This window comes from Paenibacillus oryzisoli (assembly GCF_050467285.1).
Classification (GTDB): Bacteria; Bacillota; Bacilli; order Paenibacillales; family NBRC-103111; genus Paenibacillus_E; species Paenibacillus_E oryzisoli_A.
Genome location: NZ_JBCMUN010000009.1, coordinates 118,176 through 141,625, shown reverse-complemented (window position 1 = coordinate 141,625; position 23,450 = coordinate 118,176). Strand labels below are relative to the sequence as shown.

The window sequence follows — 23,450 nt, the reverse complement described above, 5'->3', positions numbered from 1 at the left end:
TTACCCAGAATTACAATTTATGAATCGATCTTACGAAGTTCGGCATCGCCAAGCCGAACAGATTTTACGCTGGGATCGGGGCGAAACGGTACACGAATCGAGACAACCGTACCTCGGCCCTCGAACGAATTGAGCCGGATGCCATACCCTGGCCCGTATCTGAGCACGAGCCGCGTATGCACGTTCGTGATCCCGAGCGACTCGCTGTGGTCAATGCTGTCCACGTAATTGGCCGAAATCAGCTGCAGCCGTTCTTCGATGTCTTGCAGCTTCTCGCTGTCGATCCCCGGCCCCGTATCGGTAATTTCCAGAATCAGATCGTCCTTCTCATCGTAGGCGCTGACGATAATCGTCCCTTTGCCTTCCATCGGCTCGATCGCGTATTTGACGGCATTTTCCAGGATCGGTTGTAAAATCAGTTTGACCACGGAGCACGTCATGAATTTGTCGTTCACATAAATCCGGCTGTTAAAATCGCTCGGAAAACGAATATGAATAATCTCCAAATACTTGCGCAGATGCGTAATCTCTTCCTTGAGCGTCGTCTCGAGACCGCTGTACCGCGCGGTGTACCGATAGACGTCGGCGAGGTTGCCGGCCATCTGCTCAATCATCGGCATTTGCTCAAAATAGGCCATGCTCTTGATAATGCCGAGCGAGTTGTACAGCAGATGCGGATTGATCTGATTTTGCAGCGCTTTGATCAGCGCCTCTTTCTGGTGCAGCTGCGACTGCACATCCCTCACACTCAGAGTAATGTTCGATTCGAACAGATCTTCCAGCCGGCTCACCATGATGTTGAAGCTGTGATTGAGCTGCTGGAACTCGTCCTGCCCCGGCACCAGCTCCGCACGGATGCTTAAATCGCCGCCGGCGACGCGGCGCATCACATTTTTGAGCGTCACGATCGGCTTCACGAATCTGGCGGACAGCAAAGGCACAGCAATCAGGATGAAAATCGCGATAAAGCCGAGAATGGCCAGCAAAGAGTTGGTCGCGAGCCGTAGTTCTCCGGCCATCTCCTCGTAAGGCACCATCGCTACAATTTTCCAATGCGTGCTTGCGGACACCACGGGGGCGATCAAATAGTCTTTGCCTTGAAAACGTTGAATCGTCGCGCCTTCATTCTCGGGCAGGCTCAGCTCCTTCAAATCCGTCTGCGAGCGGGACAGACCGTTCCACCTATGATTCGCGTGGTACACGATCGTGTCGTAATCAGACAAAATGAAGAAATCGCCCGTCTCTCCGAGCTTGGAACGGCTGAACGCTTGATGAATCTCCGTCAGGTTGATGTCGATCACCAGATTGCCGATCAGCCCCGTCGACTCCACACTGAAAATCGGCAGTACAATCGACAGGACACCTTCCCCCACGCTGCCGGGATAGTCCGCCAGATGCGTCGGAATCATCGACCGCTTGCCCATCAGCGGCTGGCCGAACCACGGCTCGGACGAGTAATCGTTATTGGCGACGTACGATTGCCGGATGGAGACGACGTCTTTGGTACGAGAGACGAGAAACATATTCTGAATCTCGGGAAAGTTGAGCGCGACATAGCGGCGAAGCTCCCGCTCGATGTCTTCCACGTCGGCGCGTTCCCCCTCCCGATCGTCAAGCCAGTCCTGCACTTTGTCGCTCTCGATCAGCGAGGAAGAGGAACGTTGAAACTCCTTAAAGTAATAATCCAGGAAATAATTGAGCCGGTTCGTGGCTTCATTTGAAATATTGAAAAAGTCCTTTTTAATCGCGCGGCTGTAATAATAATGCGAAAAAAACGCCAGTAGCAGCACGGAGGCGATACTGACGCTCAGAAACGTTAACACCATTTTGGAGCGGATGGAGAGCCGTTTGACATAAGGCGGAAGTTTGATGGAATTCATATGCCCAGCCTCTTTCTGTATTCTTGCGGGGTCACGCCTGTCAGTTGCTTGAAGATGCGGTTAAAATACGGCAAGGAGGCGAAGCCGACGGCAGCAGCTACTTCGTAAATTTTAACTTCCGACGCCAGCAGCTCCTCCTTGGCTTTCTCTATTCTTAACTGATTCACATAATTCAAATACGTAAGCCCTGTCGATTTCTTGAAAAGCGATGAAAAATGCGACACGCTGAGATGCGCCATCTCCGCCGCTTCCGGCAGCGAATACGTCTCGGCGTAATGTGCGTCGAGATGCTCGCACACCTTGCGGATCGCCATTCGGACATGCTGATTGGCGTATTGAGGATAGAGGTCGATCCAGGTTGTAATCAACCCCTGAAAATGCCGCCGCACCTCGGCTTCCGTTCCCGCTTCCAGCGGACGCGGAGAATAACCGCTGTCAATGCCGTGCAGGAATGCATTGATTTGATTGGATAAGGCGTCCAGCAGCTTGCTTCGGACATGTCCGGGCACTTTGAGTCGGTACGTCTCGTTGACGACATGGTCAATTGCCTGCTGCACCTCAGTCTGCGCGAGGTCGGGCAGCGTCTCCGCGAACTTCTGGATGCGTGCAATCGTCTGCCGGGTGTCCGATAGGCCAGCGAGCCGCTGCACGGAGCGCCGAAGCGCGTCGTGCAGCTCTTCCTCGTTCACCGGCTTGAGCACGTATTCCGAGATGCCAAAGCGCATGGCTTGCTTCGCATACTGAAAATTGTCGTACCCGCTGACGATGATTGTAATGATCGGCAGCTCCTGCATCGCGATCTGCTCCGCCAGCCACAGCCCATTTTTGCGCGGCATCATAATGTCTGTAATGACGATGGAGGGCCAGCTCTCCACGATGTAGCTCCAGGCGTCCTCGCCGTTCCCCACTTCGCAGACAACATGGAATTCCGGCCCGAGCTTCTCCACCATTTCACCGATCATGCTGCGAATCCACAGTTCATCTTCCGCGATGACAACTTCAATCCTGCTCATGCACTTCGCATCCTTTCTGTTTGCAGATTACCCTTGCGGCCGCTTCAATCCGACCCGCTCGTACTGCTCGGGCGGCGCGTCATGCGCCTGCATCAGGCCAAGCATCAGCTCGGTCATCCGCGCTTCGAGCTGCTCGTCCTGCAGCGGATGCTGCTGGCTCGGATCCTCCTGCCCATCAAACAGCAGGTTGCCGAACTGATGCAAGTCGTTATGCGGGTTCGCGTTAATCTTCATCGTCTGCAGCCCTTTCGTGAACGAAAACGGCTCCGCGAGTGTGAAGCTCTGAAGCTCTTTCACACTGAACAAACACCGCATGTGTGACGGCATCAGCGTGTAGTTATAGATCGGGCCGTTCGCTTTAGAAACCGGCGCCTTCATGTACACGTACCGGCCGTCCGTACAGTTAATATGCCCGCCGTGGATGCCGAACAGGGCCGCTTGCCGCACCGGCGCATCTTCGGCGATCGTTTCGCGGAGCGGCTGCCCCTGCATGTCGGGCGGAATCCGTACGCCAAAATAATCGAGCAGCGTCGGCGCCATATCGATCATTTGCACGAGGCTGTCCCGGCGTTCACCGACTTTGCCGCTGCGCGGGTCCCAGATGAAAAGCGGCGGCCTGGCAATTTCATTGTAGAAAGGCTGAATGTTCTTCGCCCACCAGTCATGCTCGCCGAGCAGAAACCCGTGATCCGAGTTGACGATGAGCATCGTATCTTTCCACAGATCCAGCTCATCCATCAGATCGAGGATTTTGCCCAAATGGTAATCGCACATACTGACAAGCGCGGCGTACTCGAACCGGCAGTGCTCCACTTGCTCAGGCGTTTCCTGAATGCGGCGGTAAGGCGGCCAGTCAAAATGCTTGCCCTCGTACGCATGCGGGTACATATTGCGGAACGCTTCGTGCGCAAAAAACGGTTCATGCGGGTCGAACGTCTCCACTTGCAGGAACCAGTTGTCCTCCTGGGCGTTGGTTCGGATGAACGCTTCGCCCAGCTCGAATGTCACCGCTTGCGGGAATTCAGGCAAATCCTTGATATACTTGCGGTTAATCCAGTCCTGCGTCACCATGCGACCTGCGCTATGGCCGCCGAGCCCCGTCGTATGCCCGCCCATATAGTCTGGCTTCTCGGGATCGCGGATCTCACCTTTCCAAGGATCGCCTTCTTGCCCGCGGACAAATTCATACGTACTGTACCGGTTATGATAGGTTGCGCCACCATCCTCCCAGTAATGCTGATGGTCGGTGACGAGATGCGTATAGATGCCGTTCTGCTTTAAAAGTTCAGGCATGGAATCGTCGAACGGTTCCAGCGGGCCCCAGCTGCGGTGCAGGAAATTGTATCTGCCCGTGTGCAGCTCCCGTCTAGCCGGCATGCATGGCATGCTGCCGACAAAGCACGTGTCGAACACGACGCTGCGCTCGGCGAGTCGTTGAAAATTCGGCGTGTGAATCCAGCCGCCGTACGGCGGCAGCATGTGGCGATTGAGCGAGTCGAACATCAGCATAATAGCTTTCATGGCAATTTGCGCAGGCTGCCGATGCCAGGCAAAGCAAAGGAAATGGCCGCATGCCTGCGCCCCTCCCTTCAAATTGTGGTGATTCCAATGAGAAAGCGTTTGCATGGTAAATCTGCAATCATAGCACATGATCACGCTGAACACGAACGAGTTCTCACGCCGGATAGCAAGGGCACACTTGCCGTTCACGTAAGATTAAGAATTAAATTAACATAGAGGCTAAACGCGGGTCAATTGAATTTTATTTCCGCCTATTCTGGATATCGTGCTCCCCTCCCTCGCTTTTTCCTCTTCTTCACCACCCCGTCCCCTACCTTTCACCTTTGTACAGTTGATTTCGATTTTTGTAGGAAATTGGCGATAATGGCTAATTTCCTTCCAATTACCTGCACTTTCTACAGGTACGTCTCCCCGCTCCCAGCCTAAATCCGCCAACACTCACCGCAAAAAAATCCCGCCGAACCTTTTCAGGTCCAACGGGATTCTGCTCACTTTTATTTAGTCCCAGAAGCGCGCGTACCGCTCCCTGAACTGCTGCAGCGTCTGGACGGCATCCGCTTTCGGCATGTACTCCAGCCCGACAAAGCCGGTGTACCCCGTCTCATGAATCGCCTTCAACACATTATCGTAGTTGATCTCGCCTGTGCCGATCTCATGGCGTCCCGGGTTGTCTGCGATATGAAAATACCCGATGTCGGCGATGTTCGCAGTGAAGTTCCGAATCACATCGCCTTCGGTAATCTGCTGGTGATAGACGTCGAACAGCACCTTCACCTGTGGACTCCCCACCTGCCGGATGATCTCAAACGCTTCATCCGAGCGTGCCAGAAAATAGCCTTTGTGGTCCACGCGGGTATTCAGCGGCTCAATCACGAGCGTGATGTCCGTTCCTTCCAAAATCGCGGCCGCAGCCTGCAGTCCTTCGATTAGCGAAGCAGCCTGCTCCGCTCTGGATACGCCGGCGAGCTCGCTCCCCGTCTGCGAAATCAAATACTTGCAATTCAGCCGGTTCGCCACATTAATGCTTTCGCGAAGCCCCGCCAAATAGTTCTCACGCTGCGAACGATCGGTCAGGGATACCATTTTCGTACAGGTAGAACCAAGCGTCATGCCGCTTTCCTTCATCACCTGCTCAACCTCGTCCAAATCCTCGTTCCACCAACTCCAGAACTCAAAGCTGGTATAACCCGCTTCCCTCACCAACCGGATATTTTCCCGCGTGGTCCGTCCTGCTCCACGAAACACGGCGGCAAGCGACGGTGAAAACTTCATAGCTGCCCCTCCTTCAACGATTCCAATTTCGGTTATTTCTGGTCATATTGCGCCAGCTTCTTCATCAGGACATCGCCTGACACGTAAGGCATTCCTGCGCTCACGCGGCTCACTTCCATACTGCTACCATTGTTTATACCTTCTTTTGTCGTAAAAAACAACGAAAATCCAAGCGGCTTTGCCTCCTCGACCACTGTCTGGTTATATTCGCCCATCGGAAAGCATAGCAACGACAGCTTGTTGTCGAGCTTCGTTTTCAGATACGCTTCGCCTCGAAGCAAGTCATTTCTGACGCGCTGCTTGCGCTCGACGTCTATTTCCATCCGCTGTTCCTTTGGCAGGAACACGCGGTTCGGCAGCGGTGGAATCCCATTGCCCGTTTCATCTTTTCTTTTTTGATGGAGATTGTACGTATGCGAGTAGAAGCTGTACCCGTCGCGCTTCATTTCCCGAATTTGATTCCAGGTGAGAAAAGGCAGAGACGGATAGTCCGAATCGACGTCGCTGACAATGACGAAATTTGTCGCCGGATAACCCATCTGCTTCAGAAGCGGGTACGCTTTTTCATAGAAGGAGCGGTAGCCGTCATCAAATGTGATGACAACCGCGTTAGGCGGCAGCATCTTGCGTTTCGCTCGAAAGCAGGCGTAGTCTTCAACCGACACGACGTTGTAATGATTTTCTTTTAACGCTTGAAGATGCTGTTTGAACTTAACCGGCGTGATGGTGATGAAAGACTCTTGTTCGTCCAGATGGTGATACGTCAGAACCAGTGCTTTGTTCTTGTAGTGAATCGTTGTGGTGTCAATCGGAGGCTTTGTGGATGCGCTTACATTTTTGGTGGAACAAACCGTATCAAGTGGATTTCCCTGCTGCGCACCTTGCTCATTTGCGTGTGTCCAGCCCCCCATCAGGAGCATCATAGTCATAAAAATCGATTTCATCGGACGATCATCCCCCACGCCAGTAGTCCTTCATGCTACAAAAGTTCTCTACGGCCTCGAGAATTCCTCTTTTCTAGAACAAAGGCAGTGCACCCGCGCTGGATGCCCTGCCTTCCGTGGCTGATTGGGCTATTTGGAAACCGATAGCTTCCCGCGATACGCCCGCTCATGGTAGTTCGTGATGTACTTGAACAGCTTCTTGCCATCGTCCTTCAGCAGCTCGTCTTCGTCCAAATTCAGGTACATCGCGCGGTATGTTTCCGGTACCCAGATGTAGGGATGCACATAAGCCGTCAGATGAAACCCGATGCGCTGCCAGAACTGGATCCGTTCCTGATTCACTGGTGTTTCCTCGGCTTCGACTTCGATCACGATCGCTTTGCAGCCCGCTTCCAACGATGCCCACGCCCGAATGTCTGCGATGCATCGACGCCCCAGCCCCTGTCCCCGGTGATCCTGTCGAACGGCGATATAGTCAAGGACGAGGACTTTCGCCTGCATATTGACGGAGGACAATGCCATCGCGACAACGTCTTCATCCTCATGCCACGTATGCAGCATCGCGATGCCTCGCTCAAACATGCGCTGCACGATGGCGCGGCTTTTGCGTCCCGCTTCCGGGAACGCTTCGTTATACACGGCCTCCGCTTGATTCCAGCGCGCCTCTTGCCATTCATGGGTCGTTTGAAACGTTATGGACAATGGGATCACTCCTTCCTAGGGATGTTGCTCGGCACTGTTCTTAGCTTGTGACGCCCCGGCAAAAATAAACCGATGAATGCCGAAATCCGGGATGCCCGACTGCAGAATCGCGTCTCTCAGCGGATGCAAGTCCGGGGTAAAGCGAACATCGATACCGAGCTCCATCAACTCGCCGAGCAGATTGGGGATCGCCGTGACCTCCAGCGGCTCGACCGTTTCTTCCGAAATGTAATACCCCGCATCCCTATCAAATAAGCGAAATGACGCAGGCGGCAGCTCGTACCGGTACATCGTCATGCGCTGAATCGCTTCGTACCAACGCGTCTCCACCGTGATTACTGTATTCGACGAGGTGCCGCCGAAAAAAGTCTGTACCTGTGCCTCGGTCATGTCCAGTGTGCGATGATAAACAATTCTCGGGCAATTCCGCGGAAAATAAAACGTAAACGCATGCGTCTCGTCAATCGCCCACACGACCGGCGGCATGTCCTGCCTGTTGGCTTTAACGCGGGGATGAAAAATCGCAATATCCGGTTCCTCGCTAAAATGGTACAGCTTCATCGCTCAGTGCTCCTTTCGCATCGACGACAAAAACCACGCTTGCGCGCGGTTCGTTGTCGATTTATACCAACTGTAAAGCCATCAAATCCTCGTCCCACAATACGCCGTCCACAAATAACGCGTTCTTCTCGACGCCATATGTCACGAACCCAAGCGTTTCGTACATGCGCTTCGCCGGCAAATTGCTCGACGTCACACTGAGACAGATTTGCATGAGCTCCGGCAGCTCTTTCGCCTGACGAATGATTTCCTCCATCAGCCTGCGGCCGATCCCTTGTTTGCGAGCATTCTGCGTGACATAGACGCCCCAGATGAACCCTTTATGCTTCAGCTTAAGACTCGTTTCCCGCATAAAGCCCGCCATGCCGACAAGCTCTCCAGCTTCGTCAAAACAACCGAGAATATAGTTGTCATCAGCCTCATTAATCCGTTTCAGCACTTGCTCATGCGAGAGCAGCATCGCCTCCTCGTGCGAAGACGAGAACGAGATCGGACTCTGCTGCAGCCCCTCCAGACGCAACTGCCAGAACGGAGCGGCATCCTGTTTCGTAATCTTGCGAATCTCCATCTCTCGAAACGACCTCCTGTCTCCTTCCTTTTTCGCTTCGAACAGCCATTTTCCTTTTTCTTCATACAAAATAGCGGACGCTACCAATGCCCGCCGTACCGGATAGGGCCTCGCCAGGCAAAAGGGTTCGACACCGTCAACTGCTCCGCAGGCACTTCCGCCTCTACCCGTATGAACGCAGCCGCTTCCCCGCAGCCTGAGGCAAGCAGATTCGGAAAACGTTCAGCGAGCAGCCTTCGCATTAGAGGAAGCTGCAGTCTGCCCTCCGGCGTTTCCAGCATGCTTCGGCACTCCGCCGGATCATCCGGCAGATAGAACAATTGTTCGTTTCCGCCGAGAACGTAATACACGTATTTCCATTCGCCGTTGGTTATCATGTATAACCCGTCCCATTCATTCATAAAGCCATAGAGCCATGGACGTTCCCGCTCCAGATTATGAAGATCCAACAAACTCCGCCCGTCCCGTGCGCCATCGGATGGATCAAGCAGATCCGCATAATGAAGCGCAGTCGGATAAATATCGGCCAGCGCGATCGGCGTGCTGATCACCGTAGAAGGCGTTAAGCTCCCTTCCGCACCCAGTGGCGGCTTGAGTAGAAACGGTACATTCGCGGACGACTCATAGAAACATGTTTTATGGAACAAACCGTGATCCCCAAGCATCTCCCCATGATCGGATGTAAAAATCACAAGCGTATCGTTCCAGATGCCCTGGCTTTTCATCTCGCCGAATAAACGTCCCAGCTCATAGTCGATATGCGTGATCTGCGCGTAATAATGCTTTCTGGCCAGCGCAATAACATGCTGCGGGAGATGGTCCAATTTATGGCTTCTACGCCGGTAGCGAACCCAGGTTGGAAGCTGCTCCTCCTCCGCCCACTCCGCCATTGCCGGCTGCGGGATGTCTACGCCATCGTAGAGCCGGACATAGGATTCGGGCGGGTCGTACGGCGGGTGCGGCGCTTCAAAGCTCGTCCACATGAAGAAGGGCGTCTCTGTGTCCCGCTGCCGGAGAAACTCTATGGACTCATTCACCGTCCAATGCGTTGCGCTGTACCTGGTCGGCACCGCACTGAAAGTGGGGTACACCTCGTTTCCGCCGAGTCCGTGCCCCCGGTACAGGCCGCGATAATCCGTCGTTTCGAGGAAATTGACGTAATCCTCGGGCACAAGCCGCATCCGCTCGAAGCCGTTCCGATTGCGGGGCGGGATGAAATGCATTTTTCCGGCGGCATGCGTCTGATAACCTGCATGCCTCAGCCTGCCTGGCAAGGTGAGCTCCGGCGCTTCGGGAATGAGGTACTCGCCGTTAGTCGCGACGCCGTGTGTATAAGCGGCCTTGCCGGTCATGATCGTCGTGCGCGATGGGATACACAACGGGCAGTCCGAATATGCGCGAGTAAAGCGAACGCCTTCGCTCGCTAATTGATCCAGATGCGGCGTCATCACCGGATGCCGAGAATCGGAAATCCCTAAACAATCCGCGCGCTGCTGGTCCGTCGTCACCAATAAAATGTTAGGTCGTTTTGACATCGGAATGTCCCCTTTCTCTCGCCTATAAAGCGCTTTCTTACCAGTATAGCCGAGCGATGCTCTTCCGCGTAATGCCACAAATTCCAGATTTCGTTCAATTTTGGCACAAAAACAACCCACTTACGTGGGTTGCTCTCCATATCATGACCTACTCGGCCGACGCGGCCCCTACTCCCCGCTTCCGCTGCCAGATCAGCAGCAGACCGAACAGAGCGACGCTGCCCATCGACACCCAGGAGCTGTAGAGGAACACTTGACGCATGCCGTACGCCGCGCTCAGAATCCCTCCGAGGAAGCTGCCGATAATGCGCGCCGCGCCCAGGCTCAGCAGCCCATTCAGCGTCTGGCCGCTGGCTTTCCAGGACGACGGCACTTCGCGGTTGATGAACGTCGCCATCGTCACCGCCAGAACGATAAAGATAACACCGTGCAGTGCCTGCACCGGCAGCATCCAGTACGGATTTTCAAATTGTGAAAATAGAAACCAACGAACGGCCGAAGCGAATGCCGCGACGAGCAGAATCATGGACATCGATACCCGCTTGAAAATCCAGCCGGAGAATAATAAGAACGGCAGTTCGCTAAGCGATGAAATAACCATCGACCAACCGAGCAGCGAGCTGTCGCCCCCGACCTCTTTGAAGTAAATGGGGAAAAATGCATAATAATAGCCTAACGTAATCTGAACGATAAAATTTAGACTCATGTAAAACATAAATTTCTTGTTCGTGAACAGCTCACGGAACTTGCCGCCCAGCGCATTGGCCTGGCGTCCGGCCGCCGACGGAAACTGCCACAACAGCAGCAAAGCAACCACCATCGTCCCCGCATATACCGGAAACATCGAGCCGATATAATCTTTGGCGATATGACCGAACACGAGCGACATAATGGCGAAGCCAATCGTCCCTCCGAGCCGAATCCAGCCGAAGCTGACTTTCGGATGCCGATCCAGTTCTTCCAGCGTAATCGCATCGCTAAGCGCAAAGATCGAGGTCTGGAAAAACGTGAACACGCAAATCATCAGCAATAAAAACAGAAAAGTGTTCGACAATGGGAAAAAAAGGATCGATGCCCCGCTCCCGATCAGCAGAACCATTAGGACAATGTTTTTGGTGCGGGCCTTATCCCCGAACGCACCCCAGATCGGTTGGCCGATCATGGCAACCAAAGGGCCTAAACTGAGCATGACACCGATTTGTTCCTGCGAGAACTGCTCATGACTCAGATACACAGGCAGAAAGGTGCCGTAAACGGCATTACCCATATAAATGACCGCGTAAAACAGAAAAAATGCTGCGAGCCTTGTCGACATTCCTTTGTAATCCTTTCTACGCTAGACCCTTAAGACGGATTTGCTCTAAGCATGACACTGTCCAGCGCTTTCGTCGGATGCTCGAAGAAGTGCTCCCTCCCAATTGCCGCATGCAAACCGGTACTTTGTATGATCGCCAGCGGCTGCGGCTGCATGCCTGTGATGAGCACCTTGCCTCCGCTTGTCTTAATATGCTTCACCACAGCGGACAAATGGGATTCCCCGGTAAGATCCATGAAGGGAACTTTGTCCATCTGAAGTAAAACCACGTTAGGGCGATGCGCAATCATGTCCATGATTGATTTCTCCACCGAACGCGCCGAACCGAAAAAGAACGGCCCCTCAATGGCAACCATGCCGAGTTGCGACAAACTCTGCCCTTCCTGCACGACATGCGTTTTGACACTGTCGCGCATGCGTTTGGCGAACAGAACGACCGTCAGCAAAAGGCCGATCTCGACCGCCGTCGTCACCGTCGTAAACACCGTCAACAGGAACGTGATGAGCAGAATGACAACGTCCGACGATTTGGTCTTCAGCATATGCACGAACGCTTTGCGCTCGCTCATATTCCAGGCAACCAACATCAGCACCGGCGCCATACTGGCCAGCGGAATTCGCGAGGCGAAAGGAGCAAACAACAGGAGCACCAGAAATACAACAACTCCATGCATTATACCAGACATTGGCGAAACCGCGCCATTTTTAATATTCGTTGCCGTTCGCGCGATGGCCCCTGTAGCTGGAATGCCGCCAAAGAGCGGCGTGATCATATTGGCGATTCCTTGGCCGATTAATTCGCGGTTGCTGTTGTGGCGGGTGCGCGTCATGCCGTCGGCGACCACCGCGGACAGCAAAGATTCGATCGAGCCCAGCATCGCGATGACCAAGGCCGGATGCATCAAGGTTGTGATCCGATCCCAGGTGATGGCGGGCACGTGCAGCTGCGGCAGCATACTCGGTATATCGCCAAAGGACGAACCGATCGTCGCCACCTTCCCATCAAAAAAGAAAGCGGCAATCGCGCTGGACACCACCAGCCCGATGAGCGAGGCCGGCACTTTCGGCAGCACTCTGGGGACAATCAGCATAACCGCTAAGCAGATCATGGCCGTCGCCACGCTATACCCGTTCGTCGTCGTGAGATGCAGCGCAATTTCCTTCATATTGGGCACGAAATCCTCGTGCTTTTCAAGCCCGCTCAAGCCAAGAAAATTGGCAATTTGCCCGCTGAAAATAATGACGGCAATGCCGGCGGTAAACCCGATCGTAACAGGGCGGGGAATATAGGTTATCAAGGTGCCCAGCTTGCAGAGGCCCATGAGAACGAGAATAACGCCGGCCATAAAGCCGGCAATCAATAGATTTTCGTAGCCATATTGCAAGACAATCGCGAACAAAATCGGAATAAAGGCGCCGGTCGGCCCCCCGATCTGATACTTGGAGCCGCCGAATAACGAAATACAAATGCCCGCGATAATCGTCGTATAGAGGCCATACTCGGGCTTAACCCCCGTCGCAATAGCAAAAGCCATCCCCAGCGGAATGGCAATGATCCCGACAATCAAACCGGAAACGGCGTCCTTTCGAAAAGCGGCGGCATTGTACCCTGCAAATCTACCTTTCCCTTTCATCTGCTAACCTTCTTTTCTTCATATATTTGATTATTTGAATATATATGAGATGTTACTCCCGTGTATGTGTGTTGTCAAATGGTTAAAAACGCATATAACGAAAAAAACAAGGTACCCCTGCTTAACTTGTACAGGACCTTGTTTTGATTTAAGACTCATTCCGAATCACTTCAAGCAGCGAAATCGCATCCACCAAATGATTGTCAAAAATTTGCTTCGCCACCGCCAGCAACTCTTTAATCAGCGGATCGCGCAGCGAGTAGATGACCGAAGTGCCATCTTTGACGCCGGTGACGACATTTTTGCTGCGCAGCACCGCCAACTGCTGCGATACCGCCGAACCTTCCGAGCCCAGAATGCTCTGAATTTCATTCACGTTCTTATCGCCTTCGCATAGCAGTTCAAGAATTCGGATCCGCATGGGATGGGCGAGCGCTTTGAAAAAATCAGCCTTAAACTGCTGAATACTGTTATTCATTTCCTTACTCCCCTTAACAGCAACATTCGTTAAAGACTATCATACCACATCTGCGCCCATCCACGTGCAGTTTTGCGTTTACATGACGCCGAGCCGCATGCGGTACCCGAACAGCACTGGCTTCTCCCCGCCTTCGAATTTCCGGGCGACCAGCTCGCGGAATGCGTCCACTTCCGGCTGCAGCTCCGAAGCGCCTTGCTTTAGTGCAGTTTGAAAACCGCCTTGACTAAGCGCAAAGCCTGCAAAACGTTCCGCGCTGCACATTTCCCACTGGTGGAACACGAGCTCGCGCGAATAGCGGAACAAGCCCGAATTCCGAATCTGCTGCAGGTGCTCGAATTTATTCCAGCGGTGAGCGTGCTGCTCTTCCGGGGCTAGTTTTTTGCCGATTGCGTCGGCCTTGGCGGTCAAGAGGTCGTACTGCAGCTCGATTTCGCCGTCCGCGACCGGCGGCCAGTCGTAGTCATACGCAGCAAACACGCCGCCGGGGTGCAGCACCCGCGCAAACTCCGCCAGCGTGCTTTGCGGTTCCATCCAGTGGAACGACTGGGAACACGTGATAATGTCCGCAGAAGCGTCCGGCAGCTCAAGCTGATGCGACAGCCGTTTGACGAATTGCAGCTTGTCCGGTCGGCCTAGGGCCTCCCACTTCGCGAGCGAGACCGCCCGCATGTCATCGCTCGGCTCAACGCCGACGATACGTTCCGCCTCGTCCAGCCACAGAAACGTCGACAGTCCTGTACCGCAGCCGACATCGACGACCGTTTCCGGGCGCCGGCCTAGATACGCAGTCAGCAGAGCGACCACTTCCTTCGGCGCATGCGGCCGATTCTCGTCATACAGCGAGCCGAAGCCCATAAAGCGCTCCACATTATTTTCGCGAATATGCTCCAGCATGCTAGTACGCACCTCGAATATGTGACTTCACGTTCGCCTCATAGAACTCACTTAAACGCGACAGCTCTGTGTCCGAGAAGCTAGGAACCTCCAGTGTCCGTAGATTCGCTTCCACTTGCTGAACGCTTTTGAAGCCGGGGATGACGCACGTAATGTTCGGGTTGTCCAAAATCCACCGCATGGACGCGCTCGCCATGCTATCTCGACCTTCGGCGATCCAGCGCAGCTGGTCCGCCAGCTCCACGCCCTTCGCAAACGGCAAGCCGGCAAACGTCTCGCCGACGTTGAACTGCTCGCCATTCGCGTTAAAATGGCGATGATCGTCAGACGCAAAGGTGCTCTCTTTCGTGAATTTGCCCGTGAGCAGCCCGCTCGCCAGCGGCAGCCGCACAAGAATGCCCGTTCCGTTCGCTTTCGCGCGCGGGAACAGTTCTTCCGCAGGCTTTTGCCGGAACAGGTTGAAGATCACTTGCAGCGCTTTCACGCCAGGCACGCCAAGGCAGAACAGCCCCTCTTCCACCGTTTCGACGCTGACGCCGTAATGGCGGATCTTGCCTTCCGCTTTCAGCTTGTCCAGCACTTCGAATACGGCGCCATCCTGCAAAATTGCCAACGGCGGACAATGAATCTGATACAGATCGATGCGTTCGCGGTTCAGCCGTTTCAGACTGTTCTCGCAATAAGCGCGCACTGTACGCTCCGAGTATGTCTCGGGATCGTGAATATCTCCCGCCCGGCAAAATTTCGTCGCAATATAAATATCGTCTTCCCGGCCCCGTGTCGCCTGAGCCAGCAATTCCTCCGCATGTCCGCTTCCATACACGTCCGCCGTATCGAAAAAATTCACGCCGGCTTCCATCGCCGCCGCTAATCCTCGCAACGCTTCCTCATCGCTCGAAACGCCCCAGCTGCCGCCAATTGCCCACGTGCCGAAGCTAACCTCACTCACCTTCAGACCTGTATCTCCCAGCTCACGATATTTCACATTGACTCCTCCTTCGGGTTCGCTACTCATTCAGTGTAAACACACTGGCCTCCGGTTTCAAGTTCTGACGTCTTGCGGTACGATAAACGGGAATGTGCTACACTGGATAAAAAGGAGTGGATAGGCTCAATGGAATTTATACACAGCCTCGCAGAGGATAAAATTGCAGAAGCGATACACCGCGGCGAATTTAAAAATCTGCCCGGCGCCGGCAAGCCGCTTCCTCCCGACGAGCTGGCGAACGTGCCGGAAGAGCTTCGCATCGGCTTCAAATTATTGAAAAATGCCGGGCTCATTCCCGAAGAAATGCAGCTTCGCAAAGACATCCTCAAGCTCAGCGATCTGATTGCGATCTGCCGCGACTCAAGCGAGAGCCGCAAGCTGCACATGGAGCTGTCGACCAAACGGCTGCGCTATCAGTCGCTGATGGAGGGCCGCGGATGGCATGCTTCGGAGACGTTTACCGCGTATGAGGATTTGGTGCGTGAGCGGTTGACGACGAGCCTGGATGCGCAGGGAGCGCACGAACGATGAGAAAATGGCTCGCCCTTCTCGCAATTGCCCTGCTTCTGAGCGGTGTGAGTTTCCCTACCAGCTTGATCCCCTTGGAAATGTCACCATCCCTGAAAATAAAGTGAATCATGCAGTAAGCTGCTGCTCATAAGAAAGACCATAACCGCTCGCCGTTATCGGCCGAAGCAGTTATGGTCTTTCGATTGTTGTGGGCTTTTAGCGATAGTTCACAAAAATATAAATTATGCAGCTGGATTCAGGAGTAAAGTACGGATATTTGACTTTTTATTATTGGCCCAATTGGTAAGTTAGAAGTATGGATCATTTCCATAATAACTTTCCAAAGGAGGATTGTGTAATGCGAAGAAAACCAAAACTTGGTTTGGGCTTGGCGTTAACGATGGCGCTTGGCTGCATCGGCGGACTGATGCCCGCACCAAGTGCGCTTGCAGCCGCAACGACCTACTACGTGGCTCCGAATGGCAATGACACCGCAACGGGAACTTCAGAGGCGGCCCCCTTCCTAACGATCAATCAATGCGCCCAAATCATGAAGGCAGGGGATACTTGCATCATCGCATCGGGGACGTATCGAGAGACGGTTACGCCGGCTGCATCCGGTCAAAGTGGTCTGCCCATCACCTTTCAGCCAGCCCCCGGCGCAACTGTTATTGTAAGCGGTACCGAACCGATCAGCGGCTGGACGCAGCATGCGGGACATATTTATAAAGCCGATCTCACTTGGAGCCTTGGAAAAGAAAACCAGCTTTTTGTTAATCAGGATGGTGCCCCCTCCCCGCTTTGGGAAGCGCGCTGGCCCAATATCAGCGAATACACGCTGCCCGGCTTAAAAGCCGGTGTCGCGACAGCGGACGCAGGGGGTGCGACGTCGATCGTTGACTCCGATCTCACGCAGCCTGCCAACTTTTGGAAGGATGCATTAGTCTGGGAAAGAGGCGGTAACGCCTATCAAGGCATGACCAGCAAGGTGACAGGCTATGACAACGTGACCCACACCCTCACGTACGAACCGATTACTGGCGATTATCCGGAGCTATATCCCCGACAGGGCAGCACTTATTTCCTTAGCGGGGTTCTAGGCGCCTTGGACGCTCCGAACGAGTGGTATGTGGATGAAGCGGCCCAGAAAGTGTATCTGTGGGCGCCGGACGGCGGCGTCCCGTCCAATGTCGAGGTCAAAAAGCGCAAAACCGCCTTTAATTTAAACGGAAAATCTTTTATTCACATGAACGGCATTCATACGTTTGCTGCCAACATTACGATGAACGGTTCCAGCAACAATGTGTTGGAAGGCATTCAGGCGGATTATGTGTATTTCTCGAACTTTTCCCAGAATACGACGAATCCCGATCAGCTGAATGGCGGCATCAGCATCATCGGAGACAACAACGAGATCAAGAACAGCAGGATCGCCTACGCCTCGGGAACGTTGATCAATATCGAGGGGAACAGCAATCGCATCGTGAACAACGTCATTCATGACGGCAGCTACATGGCCTCCTACGATCCCCTGATCAAGCTTTCAAGCGGGACCGGCAACCTGATCAGCCACAACGAAATTCGGGATTCAGGCAGATTCAATATATACTGGAGATCGGGCAGCGGAGAAATTTCCTACAATGACATTTCGAATGGCATGTGGCTTTCCCGAGACGGCGCACTGCTCTATAGCTGGGGCCTCGATATGGGCAACAGCAACATTCACCACAACCTGATTCATGACAGCAAAGGTACGGATATGAGCGTCGGCCTCTATTTCGATAATTATGCGAACAATGTTGTGGCGCATCATAACGTAATTTACAACAATGACGTCGGCATCCAGCTCAATACACCGGGCAATTATCGGCTCATTTATAACAACACGGTTGTGAACAATGCAACCAGCAGCATCGGCTATTGGGGATCTGCGCCTTATGACCAAGAACTTTATGGCTCCAGGGTATTTAACAACATTTTTACGAACAGTGTTTCCTTAACGGCGGATACGTCAAACGGTTATAATACCACGTCGAGCGCCGGCTTGAATTTTGTGAATCCCGCTTTGAACGACTACCGGTTAACTCCCGGTTCAACGGCCATCAACACGGGGGCGGTCATTCCAGGAATCACGGAAGGCTACATCGGTCCTGCCCCGGATGCGGGCGCTTTTGAGTTTGGCGGCACCGATTGGCAGGCGGGTCCGGATCTGACCAATCCTCCGAGCGTGAACTACGTTCCGATCGATACGCCCTATATGAACCTGATCGCGAACAGCGGCTTTTCCGGAAATACGGATAAATGGCTGAAATGGACCACGAATGGCACCACCGACGTCCAGCAGGTGCCCGCATCCCCCGACTGGCAGGTGCGCGGAAGACAATTCCGTCTGAAGCTTGGGCCGGGCGGCGCCGGCGTGGAACAGAAAATCACGGAGCTTAAACCGGACACCGAGTATAAATTTGTAGCCTGGGTGTATAACGAGCCCGGAGAAGCCGTAAATCTCGGCGTGTTTAACTATGGCGGAAACGCCATCGATATTACGTCGAAAGATACCCAATATGTTCGCAAAGAGATTCCGTTCCGTACCGGTCCTACGAATACAGAGGCACGCGTGCGCATCTATAAATCCGGATCAGCCACAGGCCTTTCTTATGCGGACGATACCGGTCTGATCGAAAACACGCCCTTCAATTCCGGTGTAAGTCAAGAACTCCTGAAAGAGATCCAGATTACGGCGCCGGTTAATCTTTTCACGGTCGGCGAGCAAGGCGTATTGCAGTTGACCGGAACGCTGCAAAACGGCATGCCGGCAGATCTCTCCACAGCCAATGTCGAGGTCGTCTCCAGCGATCCGCAGGTGCTGCACATTCATAGCGCAAGCGATGGCAACGTCGCCGTTACTGCCCTTTCGGAAGGCCAAGTCAACGTAACGGCAACCGTGAACAAGGATGGCATTACCAAAGCCGCAACACAGCTCTTGACCGTTTTCCCCGCTGGAGGAACAGATACAGGAGCGACAGGCTGGACAGTGAGATCGTATGGTTCTCACAGCAAAGGGTTTGTTACGGTCGATCCAGAGGGGACCTACTCCCTCGTAGGTGTCGGGGACAATGTATGGGATACAACGGATGATTTCGTCTACCTCAGCAAACCAGTTCACCTGTCCGACCCTAACATTAAAGTAACGCTTACAGCAATGATAGACGCCTTCGACTTCCCGGATCCCGCATCGGTCGGCTTAATGTTCCGCGCCAAAGACACGGCGGATTCGAAACACGTGCAGTTCCGAACAGATGGAACCGGCAAGGTGCTCAGGTATGTTTTCCGCAATAACGAAAGCCTACTGGACGCGCAAAAGCCGCCCGCCCAGCAGCAATATTGGGGATCGTCGACAGGACTGCTGCTCGACTATGCGGGTAAGAGCATTACCTCCCCGTTCCAGATGAAGCTGGTTAAGGAAGGCAACAAGGTCACCGGCTACTACTTAAAAGATGGGCCGTGGCAATCCATCGGTTCCACGACTGTGGAGTTCGAAGGAAACGACTTTCTCGCCGGTATCGGCATGTTCTCGGGCAGCGGGAAACCGCCGGTGAAAGCCGTCATCTCGCAGTTGGACGTGCAAGTGGAAGAAGTGCTTGCCTCTGTATCGATGACAGCAGATACCCCGTATCTCGGGGCCGGAAGCTCGGCCGCTTTGACGGTCACTGGCTATATATCCGACGGGACTCAGGCAGATTTGGGCCAGGCAACGATCGTCTACACAAGCGACAATAGCGCAGTGGCGAATGTCGACAGCAGCGGAATCGTAACGGCTGCGGGAGAAGGCATTACGTCGATTCATGCAGCGGTTACCCTTGGCGGCGTAACGAAGGAAGTCAACACAGGCTTCCTGACGGATCTTCACGCTCCAATCACCACGGCTGAGGCTGTATACGGTACACAAGCAACGATCGTAGCCCTATCGGCAACCGACAATCTGTCCGGCATTGCGAGAACCGAGTATAGGATCGGTGACAGCGGAACATGGAATACGTATACGGGACTTATTTCAATCGAGCAGAGCGACATACCTACCATCCAGTATCGTTCTGTCGATAAAGCGGGCAATACTGAGGCGACTAAATCCCTGGTCGTCGGCCTGATGGACTTTACGCCTCCGATACTGACGGTATCTCTGGATAAAACTTCCATATGGCCGCCCAACCATAAGATGGTCGCCGTCCATGCTGACGTGAACGCAAGCGATGCGGATTCAGGGATTGCCTCTGTGATCTTGACCTCCATTACCTGCAATGATCCTACCAGCAGCGCCAGTGACATCCAGGCGGCCATCGGTACGCCCACGATATCGTTCAGTCTGCGAGCCGAGAAGGAGCGCACCTACACCATCACCTACACGGCCACTGATAACGCAGGCAATACAACTGTTGTTTCAAGCGTTGTCACGGTTCCTCATGATCAGTCCGGGAAATAAAAGTGATTTTAGAACGAACAACCCCCTCGTATCGGATACGAGGGGGTTATTTGTCATGTTATAACGGACTCATTTGTCAGCCCCAGCCTCCGGCCTCACACTTCCCACCATCCGATTGGCCTTCACTTTGGCAGTACACTGTCCCAATCGATTTGCGAAGAAGTCCCGGACGCCATGGATGCATCCGCCCGAAAGCCAACGATGTGCCCGACGAGGGCATGCTCCAAGGACGTTGAGAAACGTGCGGAAGCATCTCCGCGCACGACCCGTATAAAATCCTCGACGAGTCGGTGATCACCGCCGCCATGCATATCGCGGCTGACCGGGATGTCCACGCGTCGCTCGCTGTACACGCCGCCTTCCCTCAAATCGGGGTGGCGTACGACGAAGAAGCCTTCCTCGAGCTCCCCATAGATCTCGCCCTTCGTTCCTGTAATATGCACGGTGCGGCAAGCCTTCGCCGCCCCACCCACTAAATTGTGAACGGCGGTGCTTCCATCCTCGAATTCCATCATCACCGCTTGATGATCGGCGATATCGTTATCGCACCGCCAGACGCAGCGGCCGAAAGGATTGTCGGTGCGCAGGCTCTCCAGTTTCTCCTCCTCGCTGAGCCGCACGCCGTCCAGGTAGCGCGGCCACACGTAAACTGGCCACAGCGGATGGTCCACGTACAGCTTCTTCGCCGAGTACGGACAGCTGGCTTCGATCCCGCAGTCAGTCAGGCAGCGGCTGCCCGAGCCCTGCGGAGCGCGCGACTCGTGAAAATACGCCCGGCCGCCGTAGCTGCTCACCTTGACCGGCCGCACCTTCGATTGGAACCACGTGATAAGGTCGAGGTCGTGGCAGCATTTTTGCATGAGAAAGGTCGAGCCGCCACGCGCCTGATTCGCAAATTTGCCACGAACGAATGCTGTGGCCATGTGGTGATAATCCACATTTTCCTCCGTCTGCAGGTGGAGGATGTCTCCGATTGTCCCTGCTTCCAGCTCCCTCTTCAGCTCCACATAAAACGGGGCATACCGCAGTACATGGCAGATCATGACCTTACTGTCGTACGCTTGCGCCGTGCGATACAGTTCCAGCACCTCATCCTCCGCAATCCCGATCGGCTTCTCCAGCAGCAGGTCGTAGCCTTTCTGCAGCAGCGGCAAGCTCGTCGCCACGTGCTGGGCATCCAGCGTTCCGTTAATCGCCGCGTCCGCCAGCTTCGGCCTCGCGACGAGCTCCTCTACGCTCACGAACACCCTATCTTCCGCCAATCCATAACGCTCAGCCGTGTGTGCACGCCGAAGCGGATTCGGGTCCACCAGCCCAACCACCCGCATCTGTTCCGGATGCCGCAGCGCGTAGCTCGCGTAATTCATGCTGCGGCTCCCAGCCCCTACGATGATGACCTCTACCGGTTTATGTTCAGCGTTCATCGCGTTTCCTCCCTCTGATTCGACTCTGTTGCTGCATCGCTTATCGCCTGATTGACCCGCTCTCGCAGCCCGAGCAGCCACTCCGCATCGCGCGGATATCGGCTAAAGCTCAGGGGCTCCGAGAGTCCCTCTTCGATCAACGCCAGCACGCAGTCGCGCCCGACTAAGCTTTCCAGCAGCTGCAGGGCTCTAAGATCCTGCAAACCTTCATAGAGCACGTCCATGCGGATCGATTCTACAGGTCCTGCATCCCCCGGATACACAAGGAAGGCATCGCCCGAAGGGAAGCTGCGGCCAGCATCCGTCACGCGATATGGATCAATGGCTTGCAGCGAATACTGCGTATTCCAAAAGTTGTAGCCCCAATGCAAGAAGCCGGCAATCCGAAACTTATACAGCTGAACGCCGATCACCCGATTGCGGGCGGACGGCATATTGAAGAACCGATTGGACACTTGCCGATACTGCACGCAGCAGTAATACGTCCACAGATCCGGCACCTGTCGATCGAGGAACGGTTCGATATGGTCATTGGCCGGAATCGGCCGCTTCACAAGTCCCTGCTCAACGTATTCGTAGTTCGTTAACGCATCAATGATCGGTAAATCTCCCAAATGCGCCTGCATCAGCTCACTTGCGCTGCGGTACCAAGGCATATGCTCCAGCATAGGCTCATCCGAAATATGAAAATAGCACCGCTTCTCCAGCCCTTGCGCTCGAAGGAACGTCGTCAAGGCGGGCAGGTACTGGCTGAGGAACGAAGTATACGCCTCTCCAGTCGCATCCGTCTCCCAGCCGAAAATACGGCGCAGCTCCCCCCGCTCCTCCGCCACGATCTTCGGAGCGTGCTTCGCCCCCCATTGGGTGAACAGGTGCGAGAATTCGAAAAAACGAATACCAACCTGATCGCATAGCGCTATCCAGCGCAGCAGCCGATCAAAGCCGAATGCGTACGTGCCGCCCTCCTCTTTCCGGACATCGACCAGCTGAACCGTTGGCCGCTCGCCGCCGACTTGGGTATCCAGCGGAGGGGTGAAGTGCGGCGTAAGCACCATGTTCATGCCGTGCTGCACAGCAGTTTGCAAATACTTCTCGATCAGCCTCCAGTGCGCATCGCTAAATACGTCAACTCCGTAGTAATTCGCCAAACAATCGGCATGAAACCACTCCGTGTGAATCAGCGTCTGGAGCGGCAGCACAGCGGGGATAACCTGCAAGCGAAAGATCTCCTCGCCGAGCGTCTCCCCTGTCATCGATGCAAACTGCACGGTGACGGCATACTCGCCCGCGGGCGTCTCCTCGTCCAGCTCCACGGTGATCCATACGGAGCGCCATTGGTAATGAATCCCTATAACGCCTCGCTCTTCCTCGATCGGGTACAGCGGGTCGGGATACAGGCCGGGTGTGACCCGCAGCACATGGTCGTCATGGCGTCGCTGGCAGGGGAGCTCCGACGGCGCTAAGCCAACCTCCTGCAGCGTAATCGCCGCTTGCAAGGGCGACTTGACGCTCACCCGAATCGGCTTGGTCAAGGAAGGCGCCCGGTAGGCGACCTGGAAATGGAACGTCTCCCCGCGCAACGCCGTGCCCCGCTCATAAGACTCGGCCCCAAGCTCCTCGTCCGGAAACACTTTGACTAAGGAGTGGAGACAGCGCGTTTCAAATACAATTACATCCTGCATGTGAAATTCCCCTTTGTTCGGTTGACTTAGGATCAGCGTAACCCCCGGA

General features: G+C 54.3%; 18 protein-coding genes. 2 read left to right on the top strand and 16 right to left on the bottom strand.

The features are described from left to right. Nucleotides 1-17: 17 nt before the first annotated feature. The 14 genes from ABE504_RS15985 to ABE504_RS15920 all read right to left on the bottom strand — a co-directional run bounded on the left by ABE504_RS15985 (nt 18) and on the right by ABE504_RS15920 (nt 15,305). Entirely contained in the window at nt 18-1,880 is a 1,863-nt protein-coding gene (locus tag ABE504_RS15985) for a sensor histidine kinase (protein WP_430090384.1), read from the bottom strand. Continuing rightward, nucleotides 1,877-2,893: a helix-turn-helix domain-containing protein gene (locus ABE504_RS15980; protein WP_430090381.1), complete on the bottom strand. Its 1,017-nt coding sequence runs from the start codon at nt 2,891-2,893 to the stop codon at nt 1,877-1,879. Before ABE504_RS15980 ends, ABE504_RS15985 begins: the two co-directional genes overlap by 4 nt. Before the next feature lie 27 nt (nt 2,894-2,920). Beyond that, nucleotides 2,921-4,519, bottom strand: a complete 1,599-nt coding sequence (locus tag ABE504_RS15975; RefSeq protein WP_430090378.1) for a sulfatase — start codon at nt 4,517-4,519, stop codon at nt 2,921-2,923. A gap of 393 nt (nt 4,520-4,912) precedes the next feature. Continuing rightward, nucleotides 4,913-5,686, bottom strand: a complete 774-nt coding sequence (locus ABE504_RS15970) for a hydroxypyruvate isomerase family protein (RefSeq protein ID WP_430090375.1) — start codon at nt 5,684-5,686, stop codon at nt 4,913-4,915. A gap of 32 nt (nt 5,687-5,718) precedes the next feature. Then, nucleotides 5,719-6,630 carry a polysaccharide deacetylase family protein gene (locus ABE504_RS15965; RefSeq protein WP_430090372.1) on the bottom strand — a complete coding sequence of 304 codons (912 nt, stop codon included), beginning with the start codon at nt 6,628-6,630 and terminating at the stop codon, nt 5,719-5,721. Nucleotides 6,631-6,759: 129 nt separating this feature from the next. Continuing rightward, nucleotides 6,760-7,332, bottom strand: a complete 573-nt coding sequence (locus ABE504_RS15960; protein WP_430090370.1) for a GNAT family N-acetyltransferase — start codon at nt 7,330-7,332, stop codon at nt 6,760-6,762. Nucleotides 7,333-7,347: 15 nt separating this feature from the next. Next, nucleotides 7,348-7,893: a DUF6886 family protein gene (locus ABE504_RS15955; protein WP_430090367.1), complete on the bottom strand. Its 546-nt coding sequence runs from the start codon at nt 7,891-7,893 to the stop codon at nt 7,348-7,350. Between the two features lie 61 nt (nt 7,894-7,954). Beyond that, entirely contained in the window at nt 7,955-8,461 is a 507-nt protein-coding gene (locus tag ABE504_RS15950) for an N-acetyltransferase family protein (protein WP_430090364.1), read from the bottom strand. Between the two features lie 80 nt (nt 8,462-8,541). After that, nucleotides 8,542-9,996 (bottom strand): sulfatase-like hydrolase/transferase, encoded by a 1,455-nt coding sequence (locus tag ABE504_RS15945; RefSeq protein WP_430090362.1) that lies wholly within the window; start codon nt 9,994-9,996, stop codon nt 8,542-8,544. A gap of 148 nt (nt 9,997-10,144) precedes the next feature. Next, on the bottom strand, nt 10,145-11,311 hold the full coding sequence (locus ABE504_RS15940) for an MFS transporter (protein WP_430090359.1): 1,167 nt from the start codon (nt 11,309-11,311) through the stop codon (nt 10,145-10,147). A gap of 29 nt (nt 11,312-11,340) precedes the next feature. Continuing rightward, nucleotides 11,341-12,945 (bottom strand): SulP family inorganic anion transporter, encoded by a 1,605-nt coding sequence (locus tag ABE504_RS15935; RefSeq protein ID WP_430090356.1) that lies wholly within the window; start codon nt 12,943-12,945, stop codon nt 11,341-11,343. Between the two features lie 148 nt (nt 12,946-13,093). Then, on the bottom strand, nt 13,094-13,423 hold the full coding sequence (locus tag ABE504_RS15930; RefSeq protein ID WP_430090354.1) for an ArsR/SmtB family transcription factor: 330 nt from the start codon (nt 13,421-13,423) through the stop codon (nt 13,094-13,096). Nucleotides 13,424-13,501: 78 nt separating this feature from the next. Further along, nucleotides 13,502-14,320, bottom strand: a complete 819-nt coding sequence (locus ABE504_RS15925) for a class I SAM-dependent methyltransferase (RefSeq protein WP_430090351.1) — start codon at nt 14,318-14,320, stop codon at nt 13,502-13,504. 1 nt (nt 14,321) lies between these two features. Beyond that, a complete protein-coding gene (locus ABE504_RS15920) occupies nt 14,322-15,305 on the bottom strand; it encodes an aldo/keto reductase (protein ID WP_430090349.1) in 984 nt (327 codons plus the stop codon). A gap of 129 nt (nt 15,306-15,434) precedes the next feature. Between ABE504_RS15920 and ABE504_RS15915 the strand changes: the two genes are divergently transcribed. Beyond that, nucleotides 15,435-15,839, top strand: a complete 405-nt coding sequence (locus ABE504_RS15915; RefSeq protein ID WP_430090347.1) for a DUF1992 domain-containing protein — start codon at nt 15,435-15,437, stop codon at nt 15,837-15,839. Nucleotides 15,840-16,176: 337 nt separating this feature from the next. Next, the gene (locus tag ABE504_RS15910; RefSeq protein ID WP_430090344.1) at nt 16,177-20,295 is read left to right on the top strand and encodes an OmpL47-type beta-barrel domain-containing protein; all 4,119 of its coding nucleotides are present in this window, start codon (nt 16,177-16,179) and stop codon (nt 20,293-20,295) included. Between the two features lie 122 nt (nt 20,296-20,417). Here ABE504_RS15910 and ABE504_RS15905 read toward each other — a convergent pair whose 3' ends face one another. Together ABE504_RS15905 and ABE504_RS15900 are read right to left on the bottom strand one after the other, a co-directional pair. After that, the gene (locus ABE504_RS15905; protein WP_430090341.1) at nt 20,418-21,719 is read right to left on the bottom strand and encodes a Gfo/Idh/MocA family protein; all 1,302 of its coding nucleotides are present in this window, start codon (nt 21,717-21,719) and stop codon (nt 20,418-20,420) included. Then, nucleotides 21,716-23,401 (bottom strand): DUF4091 domain-containing protein, encoded by a 1,686-nt coding sequence (locus tag ABE504_RS15900; RefSeq protein WP_430090338.1) that lies wholly within the window; start codon nt 23,399-23,401, stop codon nt 21,716-21,718. Before ABE504_RS15900 ends, ABE504_RS15905 begins: the two co-directional genes overlap by 4 nt. Between the last annotated feature and the right edge of the window lie 49 nt (nt 23,402-23,450).